This window comes from Parvimonas parva, assembly GCF_016552165.1.
Taxonomy (GTDB): domain Bacteria; phylum Bacillota; class Clostridia; order Tissierellales; family Peptoniphilaceae; genus Parvimonas; species Parvimonas parva.
The window spans coordinates 4782-26198 of the sequence record NZ_JACVDA010000016.1 but is presented as its reverse complement, the minus strand read 5'-3'; the positions used below and the strand labels follow the sequence as shown (position 1 = coordinate 26198).

The following is a 21417-nucleotide window of genomic DNA, read 5'->3' as shown; positions in this document are numbered from 1 at the left end:
TTCATTTAAGGTTTGTTAAAGGTTTGGGTTGTAAAATATTAGCATAAGGATAATGAATTGGGAGATTTTATAGTGTCAAGAATATTAAGGAGGGCAATATGAGGGCTAATAGATTGGTAGTTGAACTATTTAGTTTGGCTATATTGTCTGGCTGTTTGGTTGCTTGTAGCAAGCCTACAAAAAAGGTAAATATGCAGACATTACAAGCTATGAAGTTAAATAAAGAAAATAAGGCAAATCTTTTTGAAGACGATGATTATGATGCTATGATTGACGAAAAAAAAGGAATAAAAATAGATTTAAGTGATATTTCAAATGTTAAAGGGAAAAATGTTAGTGTTTCCGGAAATGTTTTAACAATTTCTTACGGCGGAACTTACATTTTGACCGGCAGACTTGAAGAGGGACAAATTATAGTAAATGCAAAAAATAGTGATAAAGTTAGAATTGTTTTAAATGGTGTAAATTTATCTTCTTCTACAAATACACCGATTTTTATAAAAAATTCTAAAAAAACTATCATAACTCTTGCATCGGAAAGCGAAAATGTATTGGCTTTAAAAGGCTCAATAGATGAAACAGAGGACAACAAGAATTCAGTTATTTTTTCAAAAAGCGATTTAAGTTTTAACGGTACTGGAGTTTTAAATCTTTCTTCTCTTTATGGTAGAGGGATTATATCTCAAGATAAAATTGTTTTTGTTGATGGAAAATATGCAATAGATACTGCTACGGATTCTGTAAATTCAAATAGTTCAGTAGCCATTGCAGGTGGAAAATATAAAATAAAAGCCGGAGAAAAAGGAAATGGATTAAAGGTAAGTCACAACACAGATAAGGATAAAGGTTGTGTTTATATTTCAAGTGGGAAATTTGATATTTCAGCTGGAGAGGACGGAATTAAATCAAATTCAAGCGTAACAATAGCAAGTGGCGAACTTGATATAAAAAGTGGCGAAGATGGCATCGAAAGCAAACGCATAGACATAAAAGGTGGAAACACACAGGTTGTTTCAAAAAGTGATGGGATAAAAGCGAAGAGCAAAAAAGGTGCCAACGCTGACTTATATATCAAAATCAGTGGTGGCAAGGTAAATATTTTAGCAGATAAAAACGGTTTAGATTCTGAGGGAGATATTTTTATCGCCGGAGGAGAAACTTTTGTTGAGGGCTCACAAAATAGCAAAAGCCTAGCAATGGGCTACGACGGTACAGCCAGTATAACAGGTGGAAAGTTTATCGCAACAGGAAATGACTTGATGGTTAAAAGTTTTGGGGAACTTTCAACACAAGGAAGTGTTTTGATGAGCTTTTCAAAAGAAACTAAAGAAGAACTGAAAGTTTTAGATAAGATGAAAAAGGTTCTAGCAAAATACAAGCCAAAGAGAGCTTATAAGAATGTAATAGTGAGTGTTAATGATATGAAATTAGGACAAACATATAAATTAATGGCAGGAAGTGAAGTTTTAAACATAACATTGGATAAAATTAATTACGGAAGTGCCAAACTTGTTGAAAAATAATTGAAATAAATAGAAAAAATAACTGAAGATTATATAAAGATAGCTGTGAGAAAATCACAGCTATTTCTTTTTTAAAAAGAGCAGTGGAGAAATCTTCAAATATGGTACTTTCTTTAACTTCAGCCACTTATCTGATATAAGAAACCATATTTTTTTCTTCTATTTTTACCATTCCAACCGATTTGTAAAACTCATTATCCCTTATATCCTCAATATCTGTAAAAAGGCAAAATGCTCTAGCATCTTTAAATTTTTCAGAAGTCAAATTAAATAGCTTTGTTCCAATTTTTTGCCTATAAAATTCTTTATCCACAATCAAATCTTGGACAATAACTATATGTTCTCCATCTCCTACACAACGGATAAATCCAACTAATTTACTATTATCAAAAGCACCTAAAAAGCACAGAGAATTTTCAAAAGCTCTTTTCAATTTTTCGTCATCATTTAGATATGCCGACCAATTTGCTGATTTATAAATTCTTTTTATATCTTCAAAATACTCATTAAAATTAAATTCTTTAAATTTCATAAAACCTCCTAAATTTCTAAAAATAATTTTATTCCCTCTTTTAATTTTTCTTCGCTAAGCGTTGCAAAGCCTAATAAAATTGATGGTATTTCTCTTTTTGTTCCATAAGAGCTAAGTCCATAGACTTTGATTTTTTTCATCTTTGCCCTTTCTACGATTAATTCCTCTGAATAGCTTTTAGGATATTCCAAAACTATATGAAGTCCTGCATCTGCTCCTTTTACTACAATATCCTCTCTTTCACTTAACATATCCATAAGTAATTGTCTTTTTTTAGAATAAATTTTTCTCATTCTGTTTAAATGTTTTTCAAACTCACCTGATTCAATAAAGCTGGTCAACATTTTTTGTACCATAATTGAAACAGGGCAGATAAAAAATTTAAAAATTTTATTATATTTTTCAACCAAATTGAAAGGTAAAACCATAAAACTAACTCTAAAACTTGGAGAAATGGACTTTGAAAAAGAGCCGATATAAATTACCTTGTCATTTATGTCAATTGATTTTAAAGCAGGTACGGGTCTTTTTGAATATTTGAATTCGCTGTCGTAGTCGTCTTCGATTACATACTTTATCTTTTTCATATTCAAAAGCTCAACACGTCTTTGCATATTCATTATAACGCCGGTAGGGAATTGATGAGCCGGAGTTATAACGCAAAAGTCGGATTTTGAACTTTTAAGTGCCTTCAAATTCATTCCGTTTTCATCGACAGGGATAAATTCATACTTTATATCATTTGTATCCATTATATTATGTAGCATTTTATATCCAGGGTCTTCTATGCCAAATTTTCCAGAAATTAATTTAAAAATTATTTGAAAAAGATATTCTGAACCACTTGAAATAATAATTTGCGATGGGTCGGCTTTAAAACCTCTCGACTTATTTAGATACTCTGCAATTTGTACTCTAAGAGGCATATAGCCTTGATAGTCAACTTTTTCTAAAATGTCTTTGTTGTCAAAAATAGTTGCAGAAATTTTTTTAAATGCTTTGTATGGAAATTCCGTGCTTACTCCATTGTACGAAAAGTCATATTCGATATTTTCTTCTTCCTTTTCGATATGTATAGGCTTGCTATCAAAGACATAGAGTTCTCCAACGTCTGCAACAAAAAAGCCCTGTCTTTCTTTAGAGTAGATAAAACCTTCTTCTAAAAGTTTTGAGTAAGCATTGTCAACCGTGTTGAGCGAGATTTTGTATTCCTTTGCAAGATTTCTTTTACTTGGAAGTTTTGTATTTGCTTTGTATGTTCCATTTATTATTTCGTTTTTGAAATATTCATATATTTGTAGGTAAATTACACCATTATTTAATACTAACATTCTGACCCCATAAAAAAATATAATTTTGACACTACAAATAGTATCAATAAATGTATTATACTATATTTGACCAAATTAATCAAAGGAGTGTTTTATATGGAAAGCAAACTAAATATAAAAAAAATAACATTAATAGGAGTGATGGCAGCAGTTGTTTTTGTAGCTTCACAAATTCAAATCCAAATACCGCTTGGAGCGAGTATGACAAGAGTACATATCGGAAACGGATTTTGTTTATTATGCGGATTATTATTGGGACCTATTGCAGGGGGACTTGCATCAGGTTTGGGATCAGCAATTTTTGACCTTATAAATCCTATTTATTTTCCTTCTGCTCCATTTACATTTACATTTAAGTTTTTAATGGCTTTTATCTGTGGAACAATTGCTTATTCTAATGGAGCAAACGCAGAAAACTTTAAGAAAAACTTAATCGGTTCAATTACAGGAGCAGTAACTTATGTAATTTTGTACCTATCAAAAAGCTACATTACAGACATATATGTTAAGGGATTGCCACAAGCCGGAGCAATAGCAAAAGGTATTCAAAGACTATGGGCTTCATCAACTAATGCAGTAGTTGGAGTTATAATCGCTGTGATCTTGGTTAAGGCTTTAAAACCAATCATAAAGAAAACTATCAGATAATGAAAATTTTAGTTTTTAACGATTATTGTTGTGTTGGAAATTGTGCCTTAAAGGTCAATATTTCCATATTAACACAAAATGGGAATGAAGTTTTTGGTATTCCAACAAAAATATTTTCTTCACATATGGCTTATAAAGACTTTTTAAGTTTTGAAATGCCGAATTTTTCAGAAATATTTGAAAAAATCAAAAAAATTCAAAATTTTGATGCAATTTATATAGGCTTTGTGGATAGCAGAGAACAGTTTGAAGTAATAAAAAACTTTTTGAAAGAATTTAAAGGAAAAGTTATTTTAGACCCAATACTTGGCGACAATGGAGCAAAATATTCAGGAGCAACAGAAGAACAAATCGAATTTTACAAGGAATTTGTTAAGTTTGCAGATATTGTAACTCCAAACTTAACGGAGAGCATTTTACTTACAGATTACAAAAAAGATTTTTCTGAAACCAAAAGAAAAGATGTAGAAAAAATTGCAGAAAAACTTTTTGAAATGGGTGCAAAACAAGTTCTAATCAAAAGTTTTGAAGAGGATAATAAACTAAATACTTTGTATTTCTCAAAAAATTCAAAAAAATGGTTTGAAACAGAAAAAATCGACATAAAAATCTGTGGAACAGGCGATACATTTTCTTCCCTTGTTACAAGTGAATTGCTAAAAGGAGAAAATTTAGAAAATTCCATTGATAAAATTCAAAAATTATTGCTTGAAAACATTCAAAAACAAGAAAAAATTGACGGACTAAACGAAATAAATTTACAAAATTTTAAAATAGGCGAATAGCCTATTTTTTGTTTCAAAAAAACTTATAGAGCTAAATAAAGAATCGGATTATCACGGACGTATGTACTAAATTTAAAGAAAATAGCAATTTATTTGTCATACTTATTATCGATTATGATTATTTATTTTTATTATGGGGTATATTTGTATCAAATTTTATCAAGGAGAGAGAACATGAAAAAGAAAATTACATTGATAGTTTCGGTGTTGGTATTAGTTCTTGGAATTTTTGTTTTTAAAAAATTGTCTATGAACAATAAAATGGATAAAAATGAAAATTTAAGTAGTAACACTATTACTGAAAAAAAATCTTCAAATGGAAATAAAGAAGATACAAAAAAAGAATCTAATTCAAAAGAGGAGTTGACTTTAGAAAATCTAAAAAGTAAAAAGAAACCAATCATTTTAGATTTTAGTAAAAATGGTTGACATGCTTGTGCAGTTTTGCACCCGGTTTTGGAAAAACTGAGAGAAGAATATAAAGATAAAGTCATCATAAAAACAGTAGATATTATAAAAGAACAGAAGTTTGCTTCAGAGTTCCCTATAAGAGTAACACCTACATTGTTCTACTACAATGCAGATGGGACACCTTTTAAGGCATCAGAAGATTTAGCTAAAAAAATAAGTTACGTTGCTTACCAAGATAAGAAAACTGATGAATTAAAATTTGGTGGTTCTGAGGGTGTTGTTGAGTATGAGGGCTTAAAAGAAATCATTGAGGAGATGTTAAAAAATGTTAAATAATTTAGAAAGCATTATTGGGGAAGGCTTAAAATCATTTAGTATTTTTGCGCCAATTCTTGCATTGCTTGGTGGTATATTAACTTCAATTTCACCTTGCTCATTGGCATCAATTCCTTTGGTTGTCGGTTTTATGACCGGGACAAAAGAGAATGATACAAAGAGAGCTTTCAAGATTTCTGTCGTATTTGCAATCGGAATGGCGATAACTTATACGACACTTGGAGTTTTGGCAGCACTTCTTAGCAAGATTTTTAACCAATCAGGACAACTTTGGAATATATTTTTAGGTATTGTAATGATTTTAATGGCATTACAAACTTGGGAAGTAGTAAATGTTGTTCCAAGCAAAGTTTTGACAAACAAGAGTGGAAGAACGGGTTATGTCGGAGCTTTAGTTGTAGGAATAATGGCAGGACTTTTTTCAAGTCCTTGTTCAACGCCAATCTTAGTTGCATTACTTGCCATAGTTGCAGGAAAAGGCAGTTTAGTTTGGGGCGTGTTACTATTTTTACTATACTCAATTGGAAATAGTATTCTGGTTGTAGTTGCAGGAACAAGTACAGGATTTGTTGGAAAAGTTATGTCAAACAAATCCTATGGAAAAATTTCGGATATTGTAAAAATTGTATTTGGAATAATAATTTTATTAATAGGATTGTATTTCTTATACTTAGGATTTTAAGATAAAAGTCGTTACGAAAGTAACGGCTTTTTTTTGTAACATTATTAAAATTCAATATTTAATAAAAAAATACTTAGTTAAATAAAAGATAAACAAGAAAATTTTAAAAAAACTGTTGACAAATTATTTTTAAGTGTATATAATGTATATATACAGTAGATGAAGGAGGGTTATATGTTAATTAATTTATACAAAGACGACAAAGACCCAATTTATTTGCAGATTGTAAAACAGATAAAAAAAGAGATTATGAATAAAAACTTACAGCAAGGCGATTTACTTCCTTCGATTCGTGCTTTGGCGACCGACTTAAAGGTTAGTGTTATTACGACCAAGAGGGCGTATATGGAGCTTGAAAAGGACGGTTTTATTCAAACTGTTACGGGAAAGGGAACTTATGTTACGAATAAGACTGTGAATGTCATTGAGGACGAGTATTACAGATTGCTGGAAGAATCAATTAAAAATGTTTATTCTTATGCAGATGCTTTGGGTCTTTCAAAAGAAGAAATTAGAGAAATTTTTGAAAATTGGAGGTAACTATGTTAAGTGTTAAAAATCTTGAAAAAAATTATAAAAAATTTAATTTGAATATGACTTTTGATTTGGAAGAGGGTTGTATTATGGGTTTGATTGGTAAAAATGGCTCAGGTAAGACAACTTTAATTTCTACAATTTTAAACATAGCAGTAAAAGACGGAGGAAGTTGTACGATTTTCGGTGTTGAAAATAATAAATTAACTCCTCTTCAAAGAGAGGATATCGGAATTGTATTTGATGAAATTCATTTTCCGAATAATTTTAAAATTTATGAAATTGAAAAGTTTTGTAGTTTAGTTTATAAACATTGGGATGCAAATCTTTTTAGAAAATTACTTGCCGATTATGAAATAGAAATTGTAAAGGAAGTAAGTGAGCTTTCAAAGGGAATGAAGATGAAATTACAATTATCCGTTGCCTTTTCACATAATCCAAAATTGTTAATTTTAGACGAGGCAACTTCCGGACTTGATCCAATCGTTCGTGATGAACTCTTGGATTCACTTTTTGAATTTGTTAGAGACGGCAAACATTCAGTTTTAATGTCCTCACATATTCTATCAGATATTGAAAAAATTTCAGATGTAATAACTTATATTGATAACGGAAAATTACTTTTTTCAGAGTATAAAGATGATTTACTTGAAAAATATTGCATAATAAAAGGTGATGAAAGTATTTTAAACGGAATTGCAAAATGTGATATTTTAGGAGTTAAACAAGGCCATTATGGCATAGAGGCTTGTGTAATTAGAAATGCCTTTAGAGGAGAAAATTTTGACAAACCTACAGTAGAGGATATAATGATATTTTTAAACAAAGGAGTGATTTAGATGAAAGCGCTGTTTTATAAAGATATCATAGCTTTAAAGGGAAATTTAAAAGCTCTTTTGATTGTATTGGTATTCGACTTTGTTGTAATAAAAGCAGGATTTCCTGATATGGCTTATTTAATATCAACTTTTTGGCTTATAGATTTTGTTTCTAGAACTTTTGATACAGAGAATAAAAATAATTTTTATAAATATGTAATTTCAAATGCAGTTGATGAAAAAATTATAGTGATATATAAGTACATTTTGGTATTTTTAGCGATTATTTTAATATTCCTGATTGATTTTTCATTTACTTTTCTTACAGGAGTTGACAAAACTATTTACAGATTTTTAATTTTTTCAAACTTAAATATTTTGCTTTATGAGATCTTAATTCCGATATTTTTTAGATTCGGGAAAATTGCAAGAGAAGTGATTAGAATTTTAGTTGGAATTGTATATGTTTTAGGAATATTTTATATGGTAAAAGATGGAAGACTTTTTAGTTTTGATATTTTTACTAATATGAATATATTTTTAATAGGATGGCTGATTGCTTTAGTTTTGTTTGTATTTTCTTTTGGATTGAGTTTGAAATTTATAAAAAAGAAAGTAGAGTAGGAGGTTGTTATGAACGGTTTATTATATTTAGAATACCTTGAAATAAAGAAAAAGTGGTACATTTATTTCATATCATTGATATTACTTTGTTTTGGCGTTTATTTTGAATTTTGGTTTGCCTATATGTTTATATTTGCTCTTTTAGGAACGAGAAATATGGTAACTTCCTTTGAAAGAGAAAATAAAATAAACAGACATATCTTGACAACCGGGGCCTCAAGAAAGGACTTAGTATATACAAAGTTTTTTGTTTCAACTTTAAAGATTTTGTTCTGTTTTGCCTTATTGCTGGTAATTACTCTAATTTTTAATTATAACTTTTTGCTGACACTGTTATTCTATTTCTTGAGTGCATTAATTATAAATCCGATAATACAGTCAATGTTCTTTAAGTTTAGAGAAGAATCCGACGTTCCTGCAATGTGGATTGTAATTGGGTTTTTAGTTTTATTTTGTATGCTACCTTTAAAATATATTTTTGGGGTTGACGGAATTTATAAAAGCATAAATGTTACGACAATTTCTTATACAATTATATTTTTTGCAAGTATATTTTGGAATGTTTATATCTGCAAATTAACAGCAAAGAAAATAGAAAACAGAGATTTTAAATAAGAGGGAAATTTGTTGTACGATAAAAAAGCCATTTTTAATTAAATGGCTTTTTGTGTAAATAATTTTTTTAATTTTGTTCCACTCATTATTGATATTTTTTCAAGAGTTTTTTGATGAGTATTTATGTGAATGTTGCACTTGATTTGACAAATTATCCCATAAAAAAAACTCCATAAGTAATTTTTACTTATGGAGTTTCATATCATATAGATTTGTCGTTTTTTATATTATTTATTGATATTAATTAATACCTTTTGTTTTTTCCATTCTTCTGTAAAGTAATAATGCAACCAAAGCGAATAATACTGGTCCTGCGATTGACATTATTGTTGTCAACCAATCTCCTGATGAAATAGCTGGTTCAATAACTGTAAATAAGTTTGCAAAACCAACTATAAAGCAAGTAACTGCTACAGCTACTTTAACTGTTGAATATGTTTTAAATTTTACAAAAGGTCTTTCAATATTTTCATTTCTTCTAAATGCTAAGAATGAATAAGCAATAAAGAAATAAGGTAAAGTCATAGATACATTAGTCATAGAAACTAAAATTTGGAAAAATTGTTGTGCACTCTTTCCACCAAATGATACTATAAATATGATTATAACTACACAAATTGCTTGATATATCATTGGTTTAGTATATACTCCATTCTTTTGTTCTGTCCATGATTTTGGCCATAATTCTTTAGGAGTTCCACCAATTAATTGTTTTAATGGTGAATAAATAAGAGTAAAGAATGCTCCAGTTAAAGCAAGGAACATTGAAATACCCATATAACGAGAAACCCAAAGTCCTACATTTCTTGCAGCAGATTCAGCAAGACCAAAAGCAAGTCCTAATTGATATCCCATGTGATTCATAGCAATATATGATACATTACCTAAAGTGATTTTTTGTGCTGAAAATTGTGTAAATGCAAATGACCATTTAGTAAATGTACCAAAAACTAAAATACCTAATGAATATCCTAAAGATACAACAATAGCTGAAATAACTATACCTTTTGGGAAATTCTTTTCAGGATTTTCAGTTTGGTCAACAAGTCCACCAACAACTTCCAAACCACCATAAGCAAATATAGCATATACTATGAATGATAATACTTGTAAACCACCAGCATAAGCAGGGTTTGGTGAATGAAGTAAAGCATCAGCAGTTATTGAATCACCAACGCCACCTTTATTAAGGATTAACATTAATATTCCACCGGCAAATAAAAACACATTAATCAATGCTACGGCACTACCACCAAAAGATGTGAATTTTTTAATTTTATCAACACCTTTGTTAGAAATGAATGTTAAAAATACAATCCATATAATAGCAAGAATACCTAATGTTTTTACAGAGTCAAGTCCAAATAATGACCAACTTTGAGTTTTATCAACCCCAAAAATTGCATTTGATAAAACTATCCAAATACCTGAACCAACATTTACCATCCATACAATGTAAGATGCATACCACATAAAAGTTACCATAAATGCATACTTACTTCCTGAACTTTTTTCCATCCATGAGTAAATTCCTCCCTCAGAATCTTTGAAAGCTGAGCCATACTCTGCAATCATAAATGCAAATGGCAAGAAGAATGCAACACAAGAAATAATAAACCATGGAATAGCTGCGTATCCCATAAGATAATATGATCTTGTGATGTTAGTAAACCCAAAAACGGAAGTGAACACCATTAAAACTAGTGCACTTAAACTCAATTTCTTTTTTGACATAACATACCTCCAATATTTAATTTATTCGATTAGAATGATAACACAAAATAACGTTTATGTCAATATATTATAAAAAAAATTTATATTTTTAATAGCAAGATTTTCAAAATTTAGTCATATATTCAGAATATTGAATTTTTATAAAAAATTTAAGTTTATAATAGTGCTATTTATCACATCTAAAAGGTATAATTGCTTTTAAGTTAAATTGTTATACTATGACAAATTTTTACGCAAAAACTTTCATAAGTAATTTTAATATAACATTTATTCATAGCTTAAGAGTTGATGTTATTTTGTATATTTTGATAATATCATCTTTGAAAATATGTATCTTTGAAAATTTTTTTCGTTTCATAAGTATTTCATTTTCATTTCATAAATATTTCATAAATCGGGTTTAAAATAGCTACTGTAAAGAAAATACTTTGAAATTAAAATAAATTTGAGAGAGGGGAGTTGAATAAGACAGTGGTAAAAAATGCGATAGCATATGTTTTAAGAAAAAAGAATAGAACGCTGATAGTTTTTATTATTTTGGCAGTAGTTCTTTCATGTTTATACGCTTGTCTGAATATTTTGAAATCAGGAGCCAGTTTGGAGAAGTCTTTGTATAAGTCATCAAATTCATCTTCAACCATAGCCAGAAAAGATAGTCAGGGATATTTTGACAAAAATGAGTTAAAAGGTATAAATGATATAAAGGAAATTGAAGAGATAATTACTCAATATGATGGCTTGGCAAGATTGTCAAATACCAATGCAGTTGACAGCGGGCAACAAATTACCAGAGATGATATTCCAAGTTACTTAAAAAATATTGTATCGATACAAGCTACAAGCAATGTAAAAAGAAATGTTTTGTTTAATAGTGGAGTTTTTACGATAAAAGAGGGCAGAAATATTGAAAAAAATGATAAAAATAAGATATTAGTTCATGAGGAGTTTGCTGAAAAGAATAAATTAAAATTAGGAGATAAAATCAGTTTAGAGTTTATAAATCCAAATCAAAATGATAAAAGTAATAAGCAAACTGAATTTGAAATTGTTGGAATTTTTTCAGGAAAGAAACAGGAGACACAAACAGGATTGTCTTCAGACTTGAGTGAAAATATGATGTTTACTGATTATGATTCAGCACAAAAGGCTTTGAATCTTGAAGGAAACAAAGAACTTGTAAATAAGATGACATTTTTTACAAACACTCCTGAAAAGATGGACGAGGCAATAAATAAAGTTAAAAATCTTAATGTAGATTGGGAAAAAACTTATACTGTTGATAAGGATTCAAACTCATTTAAAGAAGCTTTAGAGTCATTGAGCGGTGTTAAACACATAATAAAAATAATGACTTTTGCAATTATGATTGGTGGTTCTGTAGTTCTTTCATTAATATTGATATTATGGTTAAGAGAAAGAATTTATGAAATCGGAATTTTGTTATCCATTGGGGTAAGTAAATCTAAAATTATAGGGCAATTCATAATGGAATTAATATTTATATCTATTCCTGCAATTTTCGTATCATTGATATTTGGAAATTTGGTAGTAAATCAAATTATTGGAGGATTGATTAGTTCTGAGGATACTACATCAATTACATCTAATTTTGTAAGTAGTGGATATAATATGAACAGTTTAATAACTTTTGCACAAAGCTATGGAGTTTTATTACTAATTATTGTATTATCAGTAGTTTTTGCATCAGGATTGATTTTAATAAAGAAACCGAAAGAAATTTTATCACAAATTAGCTAGGAGGAAATAAATGAACACATTAGAAATTAAAAACGTAACATATAGTTATGCGAATTCAAAAGAAAAAGTTTTATCATTAATAAATCAAGGATTTGAACTTGGAAAATTTTATGCGATTATCGGTAAATCAGGAACAGGAAAGTCAACATTACTTTCATTGTTGGCAGGATTGGATAAGCCGAATAGCGGAGAAATTTTGTTCAATAACGAAAATATAGAAAAAGCAGGTTATAGTAATCACAGAAAGAATAATATATCTTTAGTATTCCAAAACTATAATCTTATAGATTATCTATCACCATTAGAAAATATCAGATTGGTAAATAGTAAAGCCTCTGAAGATATTTTACTTGAATTGGGACTTGATAGAACTCAAGTTAGAAGAAATGTAATGAAACTATCAGGTGGACAACAACAAAGAGTTGCTATTGCAAGAGCTTTAGTATCAGAAGCACCGGTTATTTTGGCAGACGAACCTACAGGTAACTTGGATGAAACTACTGCAGGAGAAATAATAGAAGTGTTGAAAAAACTTGCAAAAGAGAGAAATAAATGTGTAATAGTAGTAACTCATAGTAAAGAAGTTGCAAGCGCAGCTGATACAATACTTGAGCTTAATAATAAGAGATTAAAAGAAGTAACAAAAAGTAATTAGGAGGTAAGCAATGTTTAAAAATGCTTTTGCATATGTAACCAGAAAGAGTTTAAAATCATTAATTATATTATTAATTATCTTATCAATGTCAGCGCTTAGCTTGATAAGTTTATCTATAAAAGATGCTACAAATAAGGCGTCAGAAGAAACTTTTGGAAATATTACAAACAGTTTTACAATGGAAATAAATAGAAGAGTAAATCAAGGTACTGCCAGAGGTGGTGGTAATGTAAGAGGTCAAGATATCAAGAAAATTGTTGATTCAGGACATGTAGATAATTTTGTTAAGAGAATCAACAGTGTTGCCAATCTTGATGACAATTTAGATATAGTTCAAGCACCGGGAGCTGGTCAAAACGAATCTGCAGAAAGAGCTAAAAACTTCAAAAGAGCAGTTATGTTAACAGGTGTAAACAGTTCTCAAAAAGAAACAAAATTTGTTTCCGGAGCATATAAATTAGTTGAAGGTGAACATTTAAACAGCGAAGATAAAAACAAAATTTTAATGCATAAAGATTTAGCTGCAAAAAATAATTTAAAAGTTGGGGATAAGATTAAATTAAAATCCAATTTATATGATGCAGATAATGAAAAGGGAGCAAATGAAACTGTAGAGGTAGAAATTAAGGGTCTTTTTGACGGACATGGTAAAGGTGGAGTAACTTATTCACAAGAACTTTATGAAAATACTTTAATTACAGATGTTCATACAGCTGCCAAAGTTTATGGAAATACTGAAGATACAGCAACTTACCAAGATGCAACATTTTTTGTAAAAGGGAATAGAAATTTAGATCAAGTAATAAAAGATCTTAAAAAATTGGATATTAACTGGAGATCATATAATTTAATTAAGAGTTCTTCAAACTTCCCTGCATTACAAAAATCAATTTCAGGAATATATTCAATTGCAAATCAATTATTTGCAGGTTCTCTAATATTTGCAGGTTTAGTAGTTACACTATTATTATTCTTGTGGATGAATGCCAGAAAGAAAGAAATTGCAGTATTGTTATCAATAGGAATTTCTAAAACTAAGATATTCGGACAATTTGCTATTGAATTACTTTTCGTTGCCATACCGGCATTCATAGGTTCATATTTCCTAGCAGGATATACAGGAAAAATGCTTGGAAATAGTATATTAAAGAAAGTAACAGGAAGTATTGCAAAACAAATTGCTAGACAGTCAGCATCAACAAAATTAGGTGGTGGTGCAGAAGTTGATGGATTTAATAAGACATTAACAAGTTTAGATGTTAGCATTAACCCGAAAACACTTCTTTATGTAGTAATATTCATGTCAATTGTACTTGCAATTGCATTGGTAATATCTTCTTCAAATATTTTAAGAAAGAAACCAAAAGAATTATTAATTGATACAAAATAGTTTTTATCATAGGGGGTACTTCGTAATTCTAATACGAAAGCAAAAATTATCGGTGTATATACATCGATAATTTTTGTTTTTTATGGTAAAATAGTGTTAGTAAATTTTTTATATAAAAGGAGGGTTTATGAGAATATTAGTTGTCGAAGACGATGAAATTATCAGAGAGGGAATTTCTGAATATTTATCTGCATTCGGTTATGACATTATTGAAGCAAAAGACGGACAGGAAGCCTTAATAAAATTTAATAACAATGAGATTAATTTAGTAATGTTAGATATACAAATTCCTTTTCTAAACGGGTTGGAAGTCTTAAAAGAAATCAGAAAAAAAAGTAATTTACCTGTGATAATGCTTACAGCATTTAATGATGAGGAATATAAGATAAATGCTTTTTCAAGTTTGGCGGACGGTTATATGGAAAAGCCGTTTTCACTCCCCGTCTTAAAAGCCAGGATAGATTCTTTAATTAAGAGGCATTATGGAAGTCGTGAGAAATTTGAATATAATAATGCTGAAGTTAATTTCACAAGTTATACAGCCAAGTACAACGGTGAAGAAGTGGATATAAACGCAAAAGAACTTGAGATATTGAAATATTTATTGGAAAACGAAGGACATGCTTTGACCAGAGCACAGATAATAGATAATGTGTGGAAAGAAACGGATGAAATTCCTTTTGACAGGGTTATAGATGTCTATATAAAAGAGTTGAGAAAAAAACTTGGTTTGGATTGTATTGTAACAATCAGAAATGTTGGTTATAAATTGGAGAGAAAATGAAGAATTTAAAAATATTTCCAAAAATGTTTTTCAAGACATTTAGAATTCTTGGGACTGTAATTGTATTAATACATTTATTGGTGTTTTTTATTTTTCCGAGAACTTATTTAGAGACGAGAAAGCAGGAACTTTATGCAAAAGCTGATGAAATCTCAAATAATATTAAGGGAAAAGATTTAAAATTTGTAGAACGGTCTTTGGAGTTTTTTTCTAAAAGTAGCGATATAAAGGTTGTAATAAAAAGAGAAAACGGAGAGGATGAAGTACAAATAGGTGATAACATCAATGTAAATTTAAAGAGTAAAGATAATTCTTTAATCATTGAAGAAAGAGAAGTAGAACTAAAGAACGGTAAAAAAATCTTCGTACAATTTATCTCTACTGCAGATATGAAAAAGGATGCCAAAGAACTCAGCTTTAAATTCTTGCCATATTCATTGGCTATATCTTTTGTTTTTTCAATCATAGTTTCGCTTATTTATGCAAAGGAGATAACTAATAATATAAAAGAAATAAAAAATGTTACTAAAAAAATGATGAATTTGGATAGAACTGCCTATTTAAAAATTGATTCTACAAATGAAGTTGGAGAATTAAAGGAACATATTAATGATTTGTATAGTACTCTACTAAAGTTGATAGACGATTTAGAGCTTAAAAATGAAGAAATAGTAAAATTAGAAAAATTAAAATATGATTTCTTTAGAGGAACATCTCATGAATTAAAAACTCCTCTTGCAAGTTTAAAAATAATATTGGAAAATATGAAATACAATATCGGAAAATATAAAAATAGAGATTTATATATCGAAAATTGTATTGAAATAGTCGATCATTTGACAAGAAGTATTTCACAGATGCTGTCAGTTTCTTCCTTTGAACATTTGAAAAATGATGAAGAAATAATAGTTGTTAATGATATATTAGATGATGTCTTGAAGCAATATATGTTACTTGCAAATCATAGAAATATAAAAGTCAACAATAATCTGAAAAATGAAAAAATCTATATAGGAATGACCGCGCTTAAAATTGTACTGTCCAATTTAATAAACAATGCAGTTAAATATTCCGACGAAAATGGTGTAATTAACATCGGAACAAAAGATGATTGGCTTTATATCGAAAATTCCTATAAAGATAATGAAGATTTGGATGTAAATAAAATATTTGAAATTAGTTTCAGCTTAAATAAAGAAAACAGTAATGGTCTGGGCTTATATATTGTTAAAAATATTTTATTGAACTATGGAATAAAATACAAAGTAGAAAAAAGCAAAACGGGAATTGTATTTTTGATTGAGTTGTCAAGTAATATGGATAAATAAATATTTTGTATATGAAAAATCCTCCTGATGAATAAAATTTCACAGGGGGATTTATTTATATCAAAAAGTTTCTTTTTGCTTTTTAGAAAATTAATTTGATTTATGAAATTATTGATAAAAACGAAAAAGATTATTGACATTAAAGTATTGACAAATTGTATATATATATATATAATTAAGGTGAGTTTTCATACATATCAGAATATATATAATTATTTTTAAATTAAATTGATATGGTTGTGTAAATTTTGATAAGAATAGCAAAATAAAATTGTATATGAAATTAGGAGGGAAAATGAAAAACTTATTGAAAGTTATTTTACGAAAAAGGCAAAATGGTAATAAAAAACCGAAGTGGGGTATGAGAAAATTATCCAAAGGGTTGGTTTCCTGCTTGCTTGGATTTAGTATGTTGATAAGTTTAACTACAAATGTATATGCAAAAGTTGCTTGGGGTACAGATGGCGAAGGAGTAAATCCTCTTAAAAGAGCTAAGTTTTATAATGTAAAAGAAGGCACAGTTCTACCAGCTGACAAATATCCAACAGCAACAGCTACAACACCAGCAAAACCAAAAATCAATGATGTAACTGAAAATGATAAAACAATTTCTGGTAAAGGTATACCTAGAGCAAAAGTAAATATTACTAAAGAAAATGCTGATAAAAGTGGTCAAGGAACAGAAATTGCAAAGGATGTTGAAGTAAGAAATGATGGAACTTGGACAGCAAAAGTACCAGATGGTGTAACTCTAACAAAAGGCGACATAATTTATGCTACACAAAACGTAGATGGTAAAAATTTTTCAGATCAAGCTGAAGCAACAGTAAAAGCAGCTGATACCCAAGTAGAAGCTCCAACTCTAAAAGCAAACGATGATGGATCAGTAACAGTAACACCACCAACTGATAAAGACATTGATGGTGTTCTAATCGAATATACTGATGAAAAGAATCATCAAGGCACTCTGGCAGTAACAAATGATGAGGGACAATGGAAATTGCCAGATGGAACTGACCCATCTATAAAAATAGACAAAACTACAGGTGTTGTAACTATTCCTGCAAATCAAGTTAAAGATGAAAGTGAAGTAAAAGCATGGGCTGAAAAAAACAGCATACATTCTGATGAAGTAAAAGTAAATGCAAAAAATAATCCAGTAACTAAAAAAGAAATTACAAAATGGGTACAAGAAATAGCTAATGGAACATTCATTGATTTAAAAAAACCAGAAAAAGGAAACAAATCTGACAAGGGTGGAGTATCAGATTTTCCAGGATATGAATTTGTTCGTACAGAAAAGACTGAAAATGATACAACAATAACTTATACAAATGTATATAAAATATTGTTAGGATCAAAAGCAGTCGGACTTGATGGACAAGAACTTAAAAAAGCTGCTATTGGATATAATAAAGAAAAAGTAGAAGAATTTACAGGATATACTTTCTTATTCGATGAAGCTGGAAGTACACCATCAAATGTACAAGGTAAAAAAGCATACCTAGTAAGTAGAATCTACGCTAAAAATCCAGCAGTAGTAGAAGTAAAAAATACTAATTCCTTAACATCAGATGAACAAAAAGCTGTTAAAGTCGCAGTTAAAACTGCAAATCCAAATTTATTAGATAAACAAATCTCTGTAGATAAAAAGGGAGAAGTTACAATAAAAAGAGGAGATCGAACTGCTAAATTAGCTTCCAAATTAACTGTAGTAAAAAAAGGTCAAAAAGACGCTGAAAAGAACGATCCAAAAGGTCAAGACATTTCTGCAAAAGTCGGCGATACATTAAAACCAGAAGACGGTATTAAGAACAAAGGTGATTTAATAAATGTAAAGTCCTATACCTTTAAAGATCCAGTAGATACAAAAACACCAGGCAAAAAAGATGCAGTAGTTGTAGTAAAATACAATGATGGCAGTGAAGATAAAGTTGACGTAAAAGTTAATGTAAAAGCTTGGAAAGACTTTTTCACTGCTAAAGGCGGAGAGCTAGTTGTATCAAAAGGTACTGCTGTAAAAGCTCATGATGTTTATGAGAAGGTTAAGCTGATTTACAAGGATAATCAAACATTTGGTGTAAATGATAAAAATAATATCTTACTTCCAATCGGCAATAAATCTAATGCATGGCTTTATGTAGATTCAAATAAACTTCCTACTAAAGATAGTAAAGCTGGACAATATACCCGAAATGTATTTATCAATTATCCAGATGGATCTAAACAAATAGTACAAGTTATTGTAAAAGTGGTAGAAGGTCAAACAGACGCTGATAAGTATACACCAACAGCAGATGCAGTAGAAAAAGAAAAAGGAACAGCAGTAACAGAAAAAGACGTTATAGATGCAGTAAAAGTTCCAGGTTTCAAAGAAAATCCAAAATTCCCTGGTCAAACACCAAAGGTAACAGTAGATGATCCAACAAGCCTACCAGATGGTAATACAGTAGGAAAAACAGATGTAGCTGTAACAGTAACATATCCAGATGGAAGTACAGATAAGCTAACAGTTCCAGTAACAGTAAAAGATACAACACCAACAGAAAAAGAATTCGATAAAGAAAAGATAGCGAAGATAGAAATAACAACACCGCCGACAAAGACAACATATACAGAAGGCGAAAAATTTGATCCTGCAGGAATGGAAGTAACATTGACAGATGAAAACGGAAAGACAGTCGATGTACCGGCAGGGAAATTTGCTGAATACGGAATAACAGTACCGACAGAAAATTTAACAAAAGATCAAACAAAAGTCGAAGTAAAAGCAAAAGACAAAAAAGCGGAACAAGCTATCACAGTTAAAGAAAAAGAAGTTGTACCAAAGATAAATAGAACAGGAATGCCTGTTATAAATAATGCAAAAGCAGGAGATGAAAAAATAACAGGGACTGCAGAACCGGGAGCAACTTTGACAGTAACAACTCCGGAAGGAGTAAAAACTGTTGTAGCAGGGGCTGACGGAAAATGGGAAATTACTTTGGGAACCCCATTAGCTGAAGGCAATGTTATTAAAGCCGTTGCAAAAGTAAATGGCAAAGGGGCTAGTAATGAAGCTTCCATAACTGTTGGAAAGGCAAAACCAATATCAGACCAAGTAACACCGGCTGTACCTAAGGAAAAGACACCTGTTGAAAATCCAACAAATTTAACAAAAGAAGAAAAAGAAACTGTAAAGAAAAAAGTGGAAGAAGCAAATAAAGGAAACTTCCCAAGTGGAACAAAAGTTGAAATAGGCTCTGACGGAACAGCAACAATCACATATCCTGATAATTCACAAGATAAGATAAAGGGAAGTGATTTGGTTGTTAAGAAAAAAGTAGTTTCAAAAAAACCGACAAATAAAAAACTTCCAAAAACTTCAATTACAGGAACAGGCTTAAGTGGAGTAATGATTGGTTTAGCGGGAATTGGACTATCAGTATTGAAGAAAAATAAAAGGGAAGATTAAGATTTCTCTAAAAATTGAATATTTCAAGATAGAACACTATTTTTAAATATTAATTATAAGAAATCCAATACATCTTTAATTACTATTATATAATAATTAATATTTGTTAATAATCGACATTAAGTTTATTAAGACAAGATTGTGAGATTGTTTACTGTAAAATTATCAAAAAGTAAATAATCTACATTTTAACACGGAAGGAGTAAAAAAATGAAAAAAAGGTACAAACAAATTTGCAAAAGTGCAGTTTCGTTTTTGATTATGTTTTTGATGGTAATATCAAGTGTGATTCAACCATCGTCAAAAACTAAAGCTGCGGGTTTTCCCAATGATGTTACAGGAGTATCGAAAAATGGTAAATATTACTCAGTAGGGAGAGAAAATCGCTTAGGGATGGTTACATCGGATGAATCGCATGCTCGAGCAGAGCTATTCGCTTTTTGTATGGCGAATGGTAAGAAATTTCCTGGATATGATGCAGGTAAGGATGAGTACTTTGGTGAATATACGCAAATGTTAAATCTTAACAAAGACAGTTTTAATAAACTTGTTAGAGATAATCATGTATATAGTGAAATTCCTACAGATCCTGATAAACTTTGGAATATAGTATCTAAACTTGTTTACATTTATTTAGAAGATCCTACAGATGTTATTAGAAGATCAGGTTGGCCTAATCTACAAGCAGCGATGTATGAATTTTATAACGTTGTTCAACAAGAAATATGGCGCTATACAGATGGACAAAAAATTGATAAAGAGACTAATCGATATTTGTTTGATATGTACTCACAGGCTCAAAAAAATGCAGTATACTTATTACGTGTTGCTGTGGATAGTGTCAAAATACCTGATGATTTTGAACTTCGTGGATATAAACCGGATTGGGTTTACGGAGCAGCTGGATATCAAGCTATTGTAACCGGACGATTGAAAAAAAATCAACCTATTGGAGAGATAAAGACAACAGTAACAGCCGGAGAAAAGACTTCAACTGAAGATGAAATTGCAACATTAAAAGCAAAGGATATTGAAGGTGGAGTTGAAGTTTCGGATAAGGTAACATATAAGGGACTTTACCCAAATGAAGAATATGATATTGAAGGTAAAATTTATGAAGTAAAAGATGGAAAACTCGTTAATCCTGATAATCCTGTTTCTGAAGCAAATAGTGGTGATGATATAAGGGCAAATGCAACAGGGGAAGGTGAATGGACATTAAATTTTGGAAAAATTAAGTTAGAAGCCGGGAAATCCTATGTAGTTTTTGAAAAAGTAGTTTCAACGAAAGATGTAATAGATACAGACAGAGATGGAAATCCGGATAAGAAACAAGAATTAAAACATGAAAATCCAAAAGATAAATCACAAACATTTACAGTTTTACCTAAGGAAGAAGTTGAAAAAGAAGTTGAATTCAGCAAAGTAAATGTAGGCGGAAAAGAAATAGCAGGAGCTGAAATCCAAATTAAAGA

General features: G+C 29.8%; 20 protein-coding genes. 17 read left to right on the top strand and 3 right to left on the bottom strand.

Annotated features, from left to right (window positions below; genetic code table 11):
• Nucleotides 1-98: 98 nt before the first annotated feature.
• Nucleotides 99-1523: a carbohydrate-binding domain-containing protein gene (locus IBJ83_RS06170; RefSeq protein WP_201275786.1), complete on the top strand. Its 1425-nt coding sequence runs from the start codon at nt 99-101 to the stop codon at nt 1521-1523.
• A gap of 127 nt (nt 1524-1650) precedes the next feature.
• Here IBJ83_RS06170 and IBJ83_RS06165 read toward each other — a convergent pair whose 3' ends face one another.
• Both IBJ83_RS06165 and pdxR read right to left on the bottom strand, forming a co-directional pair.
• A complete protein-coding gene (locus tag IBJ83_RS06165) occupies nt 1651-2055 on the bottom strand; it encodes a GNAT family N-acetyltransferase (RefSeq protein ID WP_201275785.1) in 405 nt (134 codons plus the stop codon).
• Nucleotides 2056-2063: 8 nt separating this feature from the next.
• A complete protein-coding gene (gene pdxR, locus IBJ83_RS06160; RefSeq protein ID WP_201275784.1) occupies nt 2064-3386 on the bottom strand; it encodes a MocR-like pyridoxine biosynthesis transcription factor PdxR in 1323 nt (440 codons plus the stop codon).
• Nucleotides 3387-3473: 87 nt separating this feature from the next.
• Here pdxR and IBJ83_RS06155 point away from each other — a divergent pair, with 87 nt between their 5' ends.
• The 9 genes from IBJ83_RS06155 (at nt 3474) to IBJ83_RS06115 (ending at nt 8839) form a co-directional block, all read left to right on the top strand.
• Nucleotides 3474-4034, top strand: coding sequence for an ECF transporter S component (locus IBJ83_RS06155; protein WP_333473021.1), 561 nt, complete (start codon nt 3474-3476; stop codon nt 4032-4034).
• Nucleotides 4034-4819, top strand: coding sequence for a PfkB family carbohydrate kinase (locus IBJ83_RS06150; RefSeq protein ID WP_201275782.1), 786 nt, complete (start codon nt 4034-4036; stop codon nt 4817-4819). The genes IBJ83_RS06155 and IBJ83_RS06150 overlap by 1 nt, the downstream gene beginning before the upstream one ends.
• Nucleotides 4820-4993: 174 nt before the next feature.
• On the top strand, nt 4994-5248 hold the full coding sequence (locus IBJ83_RS06145; RefSeq protein ID WP_201275781.1) for a hypothetical protein: 255 nt from the start codon (nt 4994-4996) through the stop codon (nt 5246-5248).
• 15 nt (nt 5249-5263) lie between these two features.
• Entirely contained in the window at nt 5264-5566 is a 303-nt protein-coding gene (locus IBJ83_RS06140) for a thioredoxin family protein (protein ID WP_201275780.1), read from the top strand.
• A complete protein-coding gene (locus tag IBJ83_RS06135) occupies nt 5556-6248 on the top strand; it encodes a cytochrome c biogenesis protein CcdA (RefSeq protein WP_201275779.1) in 693 nt (230 codons plus the stop codon). The genes IBJ83_RS06140 and IBJ83_RS06135 overlap by 11 nt, the downstream gene beginning before the upstream one ends.
• A gap of 174 nt (nt 6249-6422) precedes the next feature.
• Nucleotides 6423-6788, top strand: coding sequence for a GntR family transcriptional regulator (locus IBJ83_RS06130; RefSeq protein ID WP_068474177.1), 366 nt, complete (start codon nt 6423-6425; stop codon nt 6786-6788).
• A gap of 2 nt (nt 6789-6790) precedes the next feature.
• Complete coding sequence (locus tag IBJ83_RS06125; RefSeq protein ID WP_201275778.1) at nt 6791-7621, top strand: ABC transporter ATP-binding protein; 831 nt, start codon at nt 6791-6793, stop codon at nt 7619-7621.
• Nucleotides 7622-8224 (top strand): ABC-2 transporter permease, encoded by a 603-nt coding sequence (locus tag IBJ83_RS06120; RefSeq protein WP_201275777.1) that lies wholly within the window; start codon nt 7622-7624, stop codon nt 8222-8224.
• A gap of 9 nt (nt 8225-8233) precedes the next feature.
• On the top strand, nt 8234-8839 hold the full coding sequence (locus IBJ83_RS06115; protein ID WP_201275776.1) for an ABC-2 transporter permease: 606 nt from the start codon (nt 8234-8236) through the stop codon (nt 8837-8839).
• A 240-nt stretch (nt 8840-9079) separates the two neighbouring features.
• Here IBJ83_RS06115 and yjeM read toward each other — a convergent pair whose 3' ends face one another.
• Nucleotides 9080-10573 carry a glutamate/gamma-aminobutyrate family transporter YjeM gene (gene yjeM / locus IBJ83_RS06110; protein WP_201275775.1) on the bottom strand — a complete coding sequence of 498 codons (1494 nt, stop codon included), beginning with the start codon at nt 10571-10573 and terminating at the stop codon, nt 9080-9082.
• A gap of 471 nt (nt 10574-11044) precedes the next feature.
• On the opposite strand from yjeM, the gene IBJ83_RS06105 reads away from it, so the two are divergent.
• The 7 genes from IBJ83_RS06105 to IBJ83_RS06075 all read left to right on the top strand — a co-directional run.
• A complete protein-coding gene (locus tag IBJ83_RS06105; protein WP_201275799.1) occupies nt 11045-12331 on the top strand; it encodes an ABC transporter permease in 1287 nt (428 codons plus the stop codon).
• Between the two features lie 10 nt (nt 12332-12341).
• Nucleotides 12342-12986: an ABC transporter ATP-binding protein gene (locus IBJ83_RS06100; protein ID WP_009447539.1), complete on the top strand. Its 645-nt coding sequence runs from the start codon at nt 12342-12344 to the stop codon at nt 12984-12986.
• A gap of 10 nt (nt 12987-12996) precedes the next feature.
• Nucleotides 12997-14376, top strand: coding sequence for an ABC transporter permease (locus IBJ83_RS06095; protein ID WP_201275774.1), 1380 nt, complete (start codon nt 12997-12999; stop codon nt 14374-14376).
• 127 nt (nt 14377-14503) lie between these two features.
• On the top strand, nt 14504-15160 hold the full coding sequence (locus IBJ83_RS06090) for a response regulator transcription factor (protein WP_201275773.1): 657 nt from the start codon (nt 14504-14506) through the stop codon (nt 15158-15160).
• Nucleotides 15157-16488 (top strand): HAMP domain-containing sensor histidine kinase, encoded by a 1332-nt coding sequence (locus tag IBJ83_RS06085; protein ID WP_201275772.1) that lies wholly within the window; start codon nt 15157-15159, stop codon nt 16486-16488. Before IBJ83_RS06090 ends, IBJ83_RS06085 begins: the two co-directional genes overlap by 4 nt.
• Before the next feature lie 295 nt (nt 16489-16783).
• Nucleotides 16784-19942: a Rib/alpha-like domain-containing protein gene (locus IBJ83_RS06080; RefSeq protein ID WP_201275771.1), complete on the top strand. Its 3159-nt coding sequence runs from the start codon at nt 16784-16786 to the stop codon at nt 19940-19942.
• Between the two features lie 210 nt (nt 19943-20152).
• A partial coding sequence (locus IBJ83_RS06075) for a thioester-forming surface-anchored protein (RefSeq protein ID WP_201275770.1) occupies nt 20153-21417 on the top strand: 1265 nt, incomplete at its 3' end.

Excerpts from the sequence above, each read along its gene's own strand:
- IBJ83_RS06150 (WP_201275782.1), top strand. The coding sequence starts at position 4,034 with ATGAAAATTTTAGTTTTTAACGATTATTGTTGTGTTGGAAATTGTGCC.
- IBJ83_RS06130 (WP_068474177.1), top strand. The coding sequence starts at position 6,423 with ATGTTAATTAATTTATACAAAGACGACAAAGACCCAATTTATTTGCAG.
- IBJ83_RS06100 (WP_009447539.1), top strand. The coding sequence starts at position 12,342 with ATGAACACATTAGAAATTAAAAACGTAACATATAGTTATGCGAATTCA.
- IBJ83_RS06135 (WP_201275779.1), top strand. The coding sequence starts at position 5,556 with ATGTTAAATAATTTAGAAAGCATTATTGGGGAAGGCTTAAAATCATTT.
- IBJ83_RS06145 (WP_201275781.1), top strand. The coding sequence starts at position 4,994 with ATGAAAAAGAAAATTACATTGATAGTTTCGGTGTTGGTATTAGTTCTT.
- IBJ83_RS06080 (WP_201275771.1), top strand. The coding sequence starts at position 16,784 with ATGAAAAACTTATTGAAAGTTATTTTACGAAAAAGGCAAAATGGTAAT.
- pdxR (WP_201275784.1), bottom strand. The coding sequence starts at position 3,386 with ATGTTAGTATTAAATAATGGTGTAATTTACCTACAAATATATGAATAT.
- IBJ83_RS06170 (WP_201275786.1), top strand. The coding sequence starts at position 99 with ATGAGGGCTAATAGATTGGTAGTTGAACTATTTAGTTTGGCTATATTG.
- IBJ83_RS06125 (WP_201275778.1), top strand. The coding sequence starts at position 6,791 with ATGTTAAGTGTTAAAAATCTTGAAAAAAATTATAAAAAATTTAATTTG.
- IBJ83_RS06115 (WP_201275776.1), top strand. The coding sequence starts at position 8,234 with ATGAACGGTTTATTATATTTAGAATACCTTGAAATAAAGAAAAAGTGG.
- IBJ83_RS06095 (WP_201275774.1), top strand. The coding sequence starts at position 12,997 with ATGTTTAAAAATGCTTTTGCATATGTAACCAGAAAGAGTTTAAAATCA.
- IBJ83_RS06165 (WP_201275785.1), bottom strand. The coding sequence starts at position 2,055 with ATGAAATTTAAAGAATTTAATTTTAATGAGTATTTTGAAGATATAAAA.
- yjeM (WP_201275775.1), bottom strand. The coding sequence starts at position 10,573 with ATGTCAAAAAAGAAATTGAGTTTAAGTGCACTAGTTTTAATGGTGTTC.
- IBJ83_RS06085 (WP_201275772.1), top strand. The coding sequence starts at position 15,157 with ATGAAGAATTTAAAAATATTTCCAAAAATGTTTTTCAAGACATTTAGA.
- IBJ83_RS06090 (WP_201275773.1), top strand. The coding sequence starts at position 14,504 with ATGAGAATATTAGTTGTCGAAGACGATGAAATTATCAGAGAGGGAATT.
- IBJ83_RS06120 (WP_201275777.1), top strand. The coding sequence starts at position 7,622 with ATGAAAGCGCTGTTTTATAAAGATATCATAGCTTTAAAGGGAAATTTA.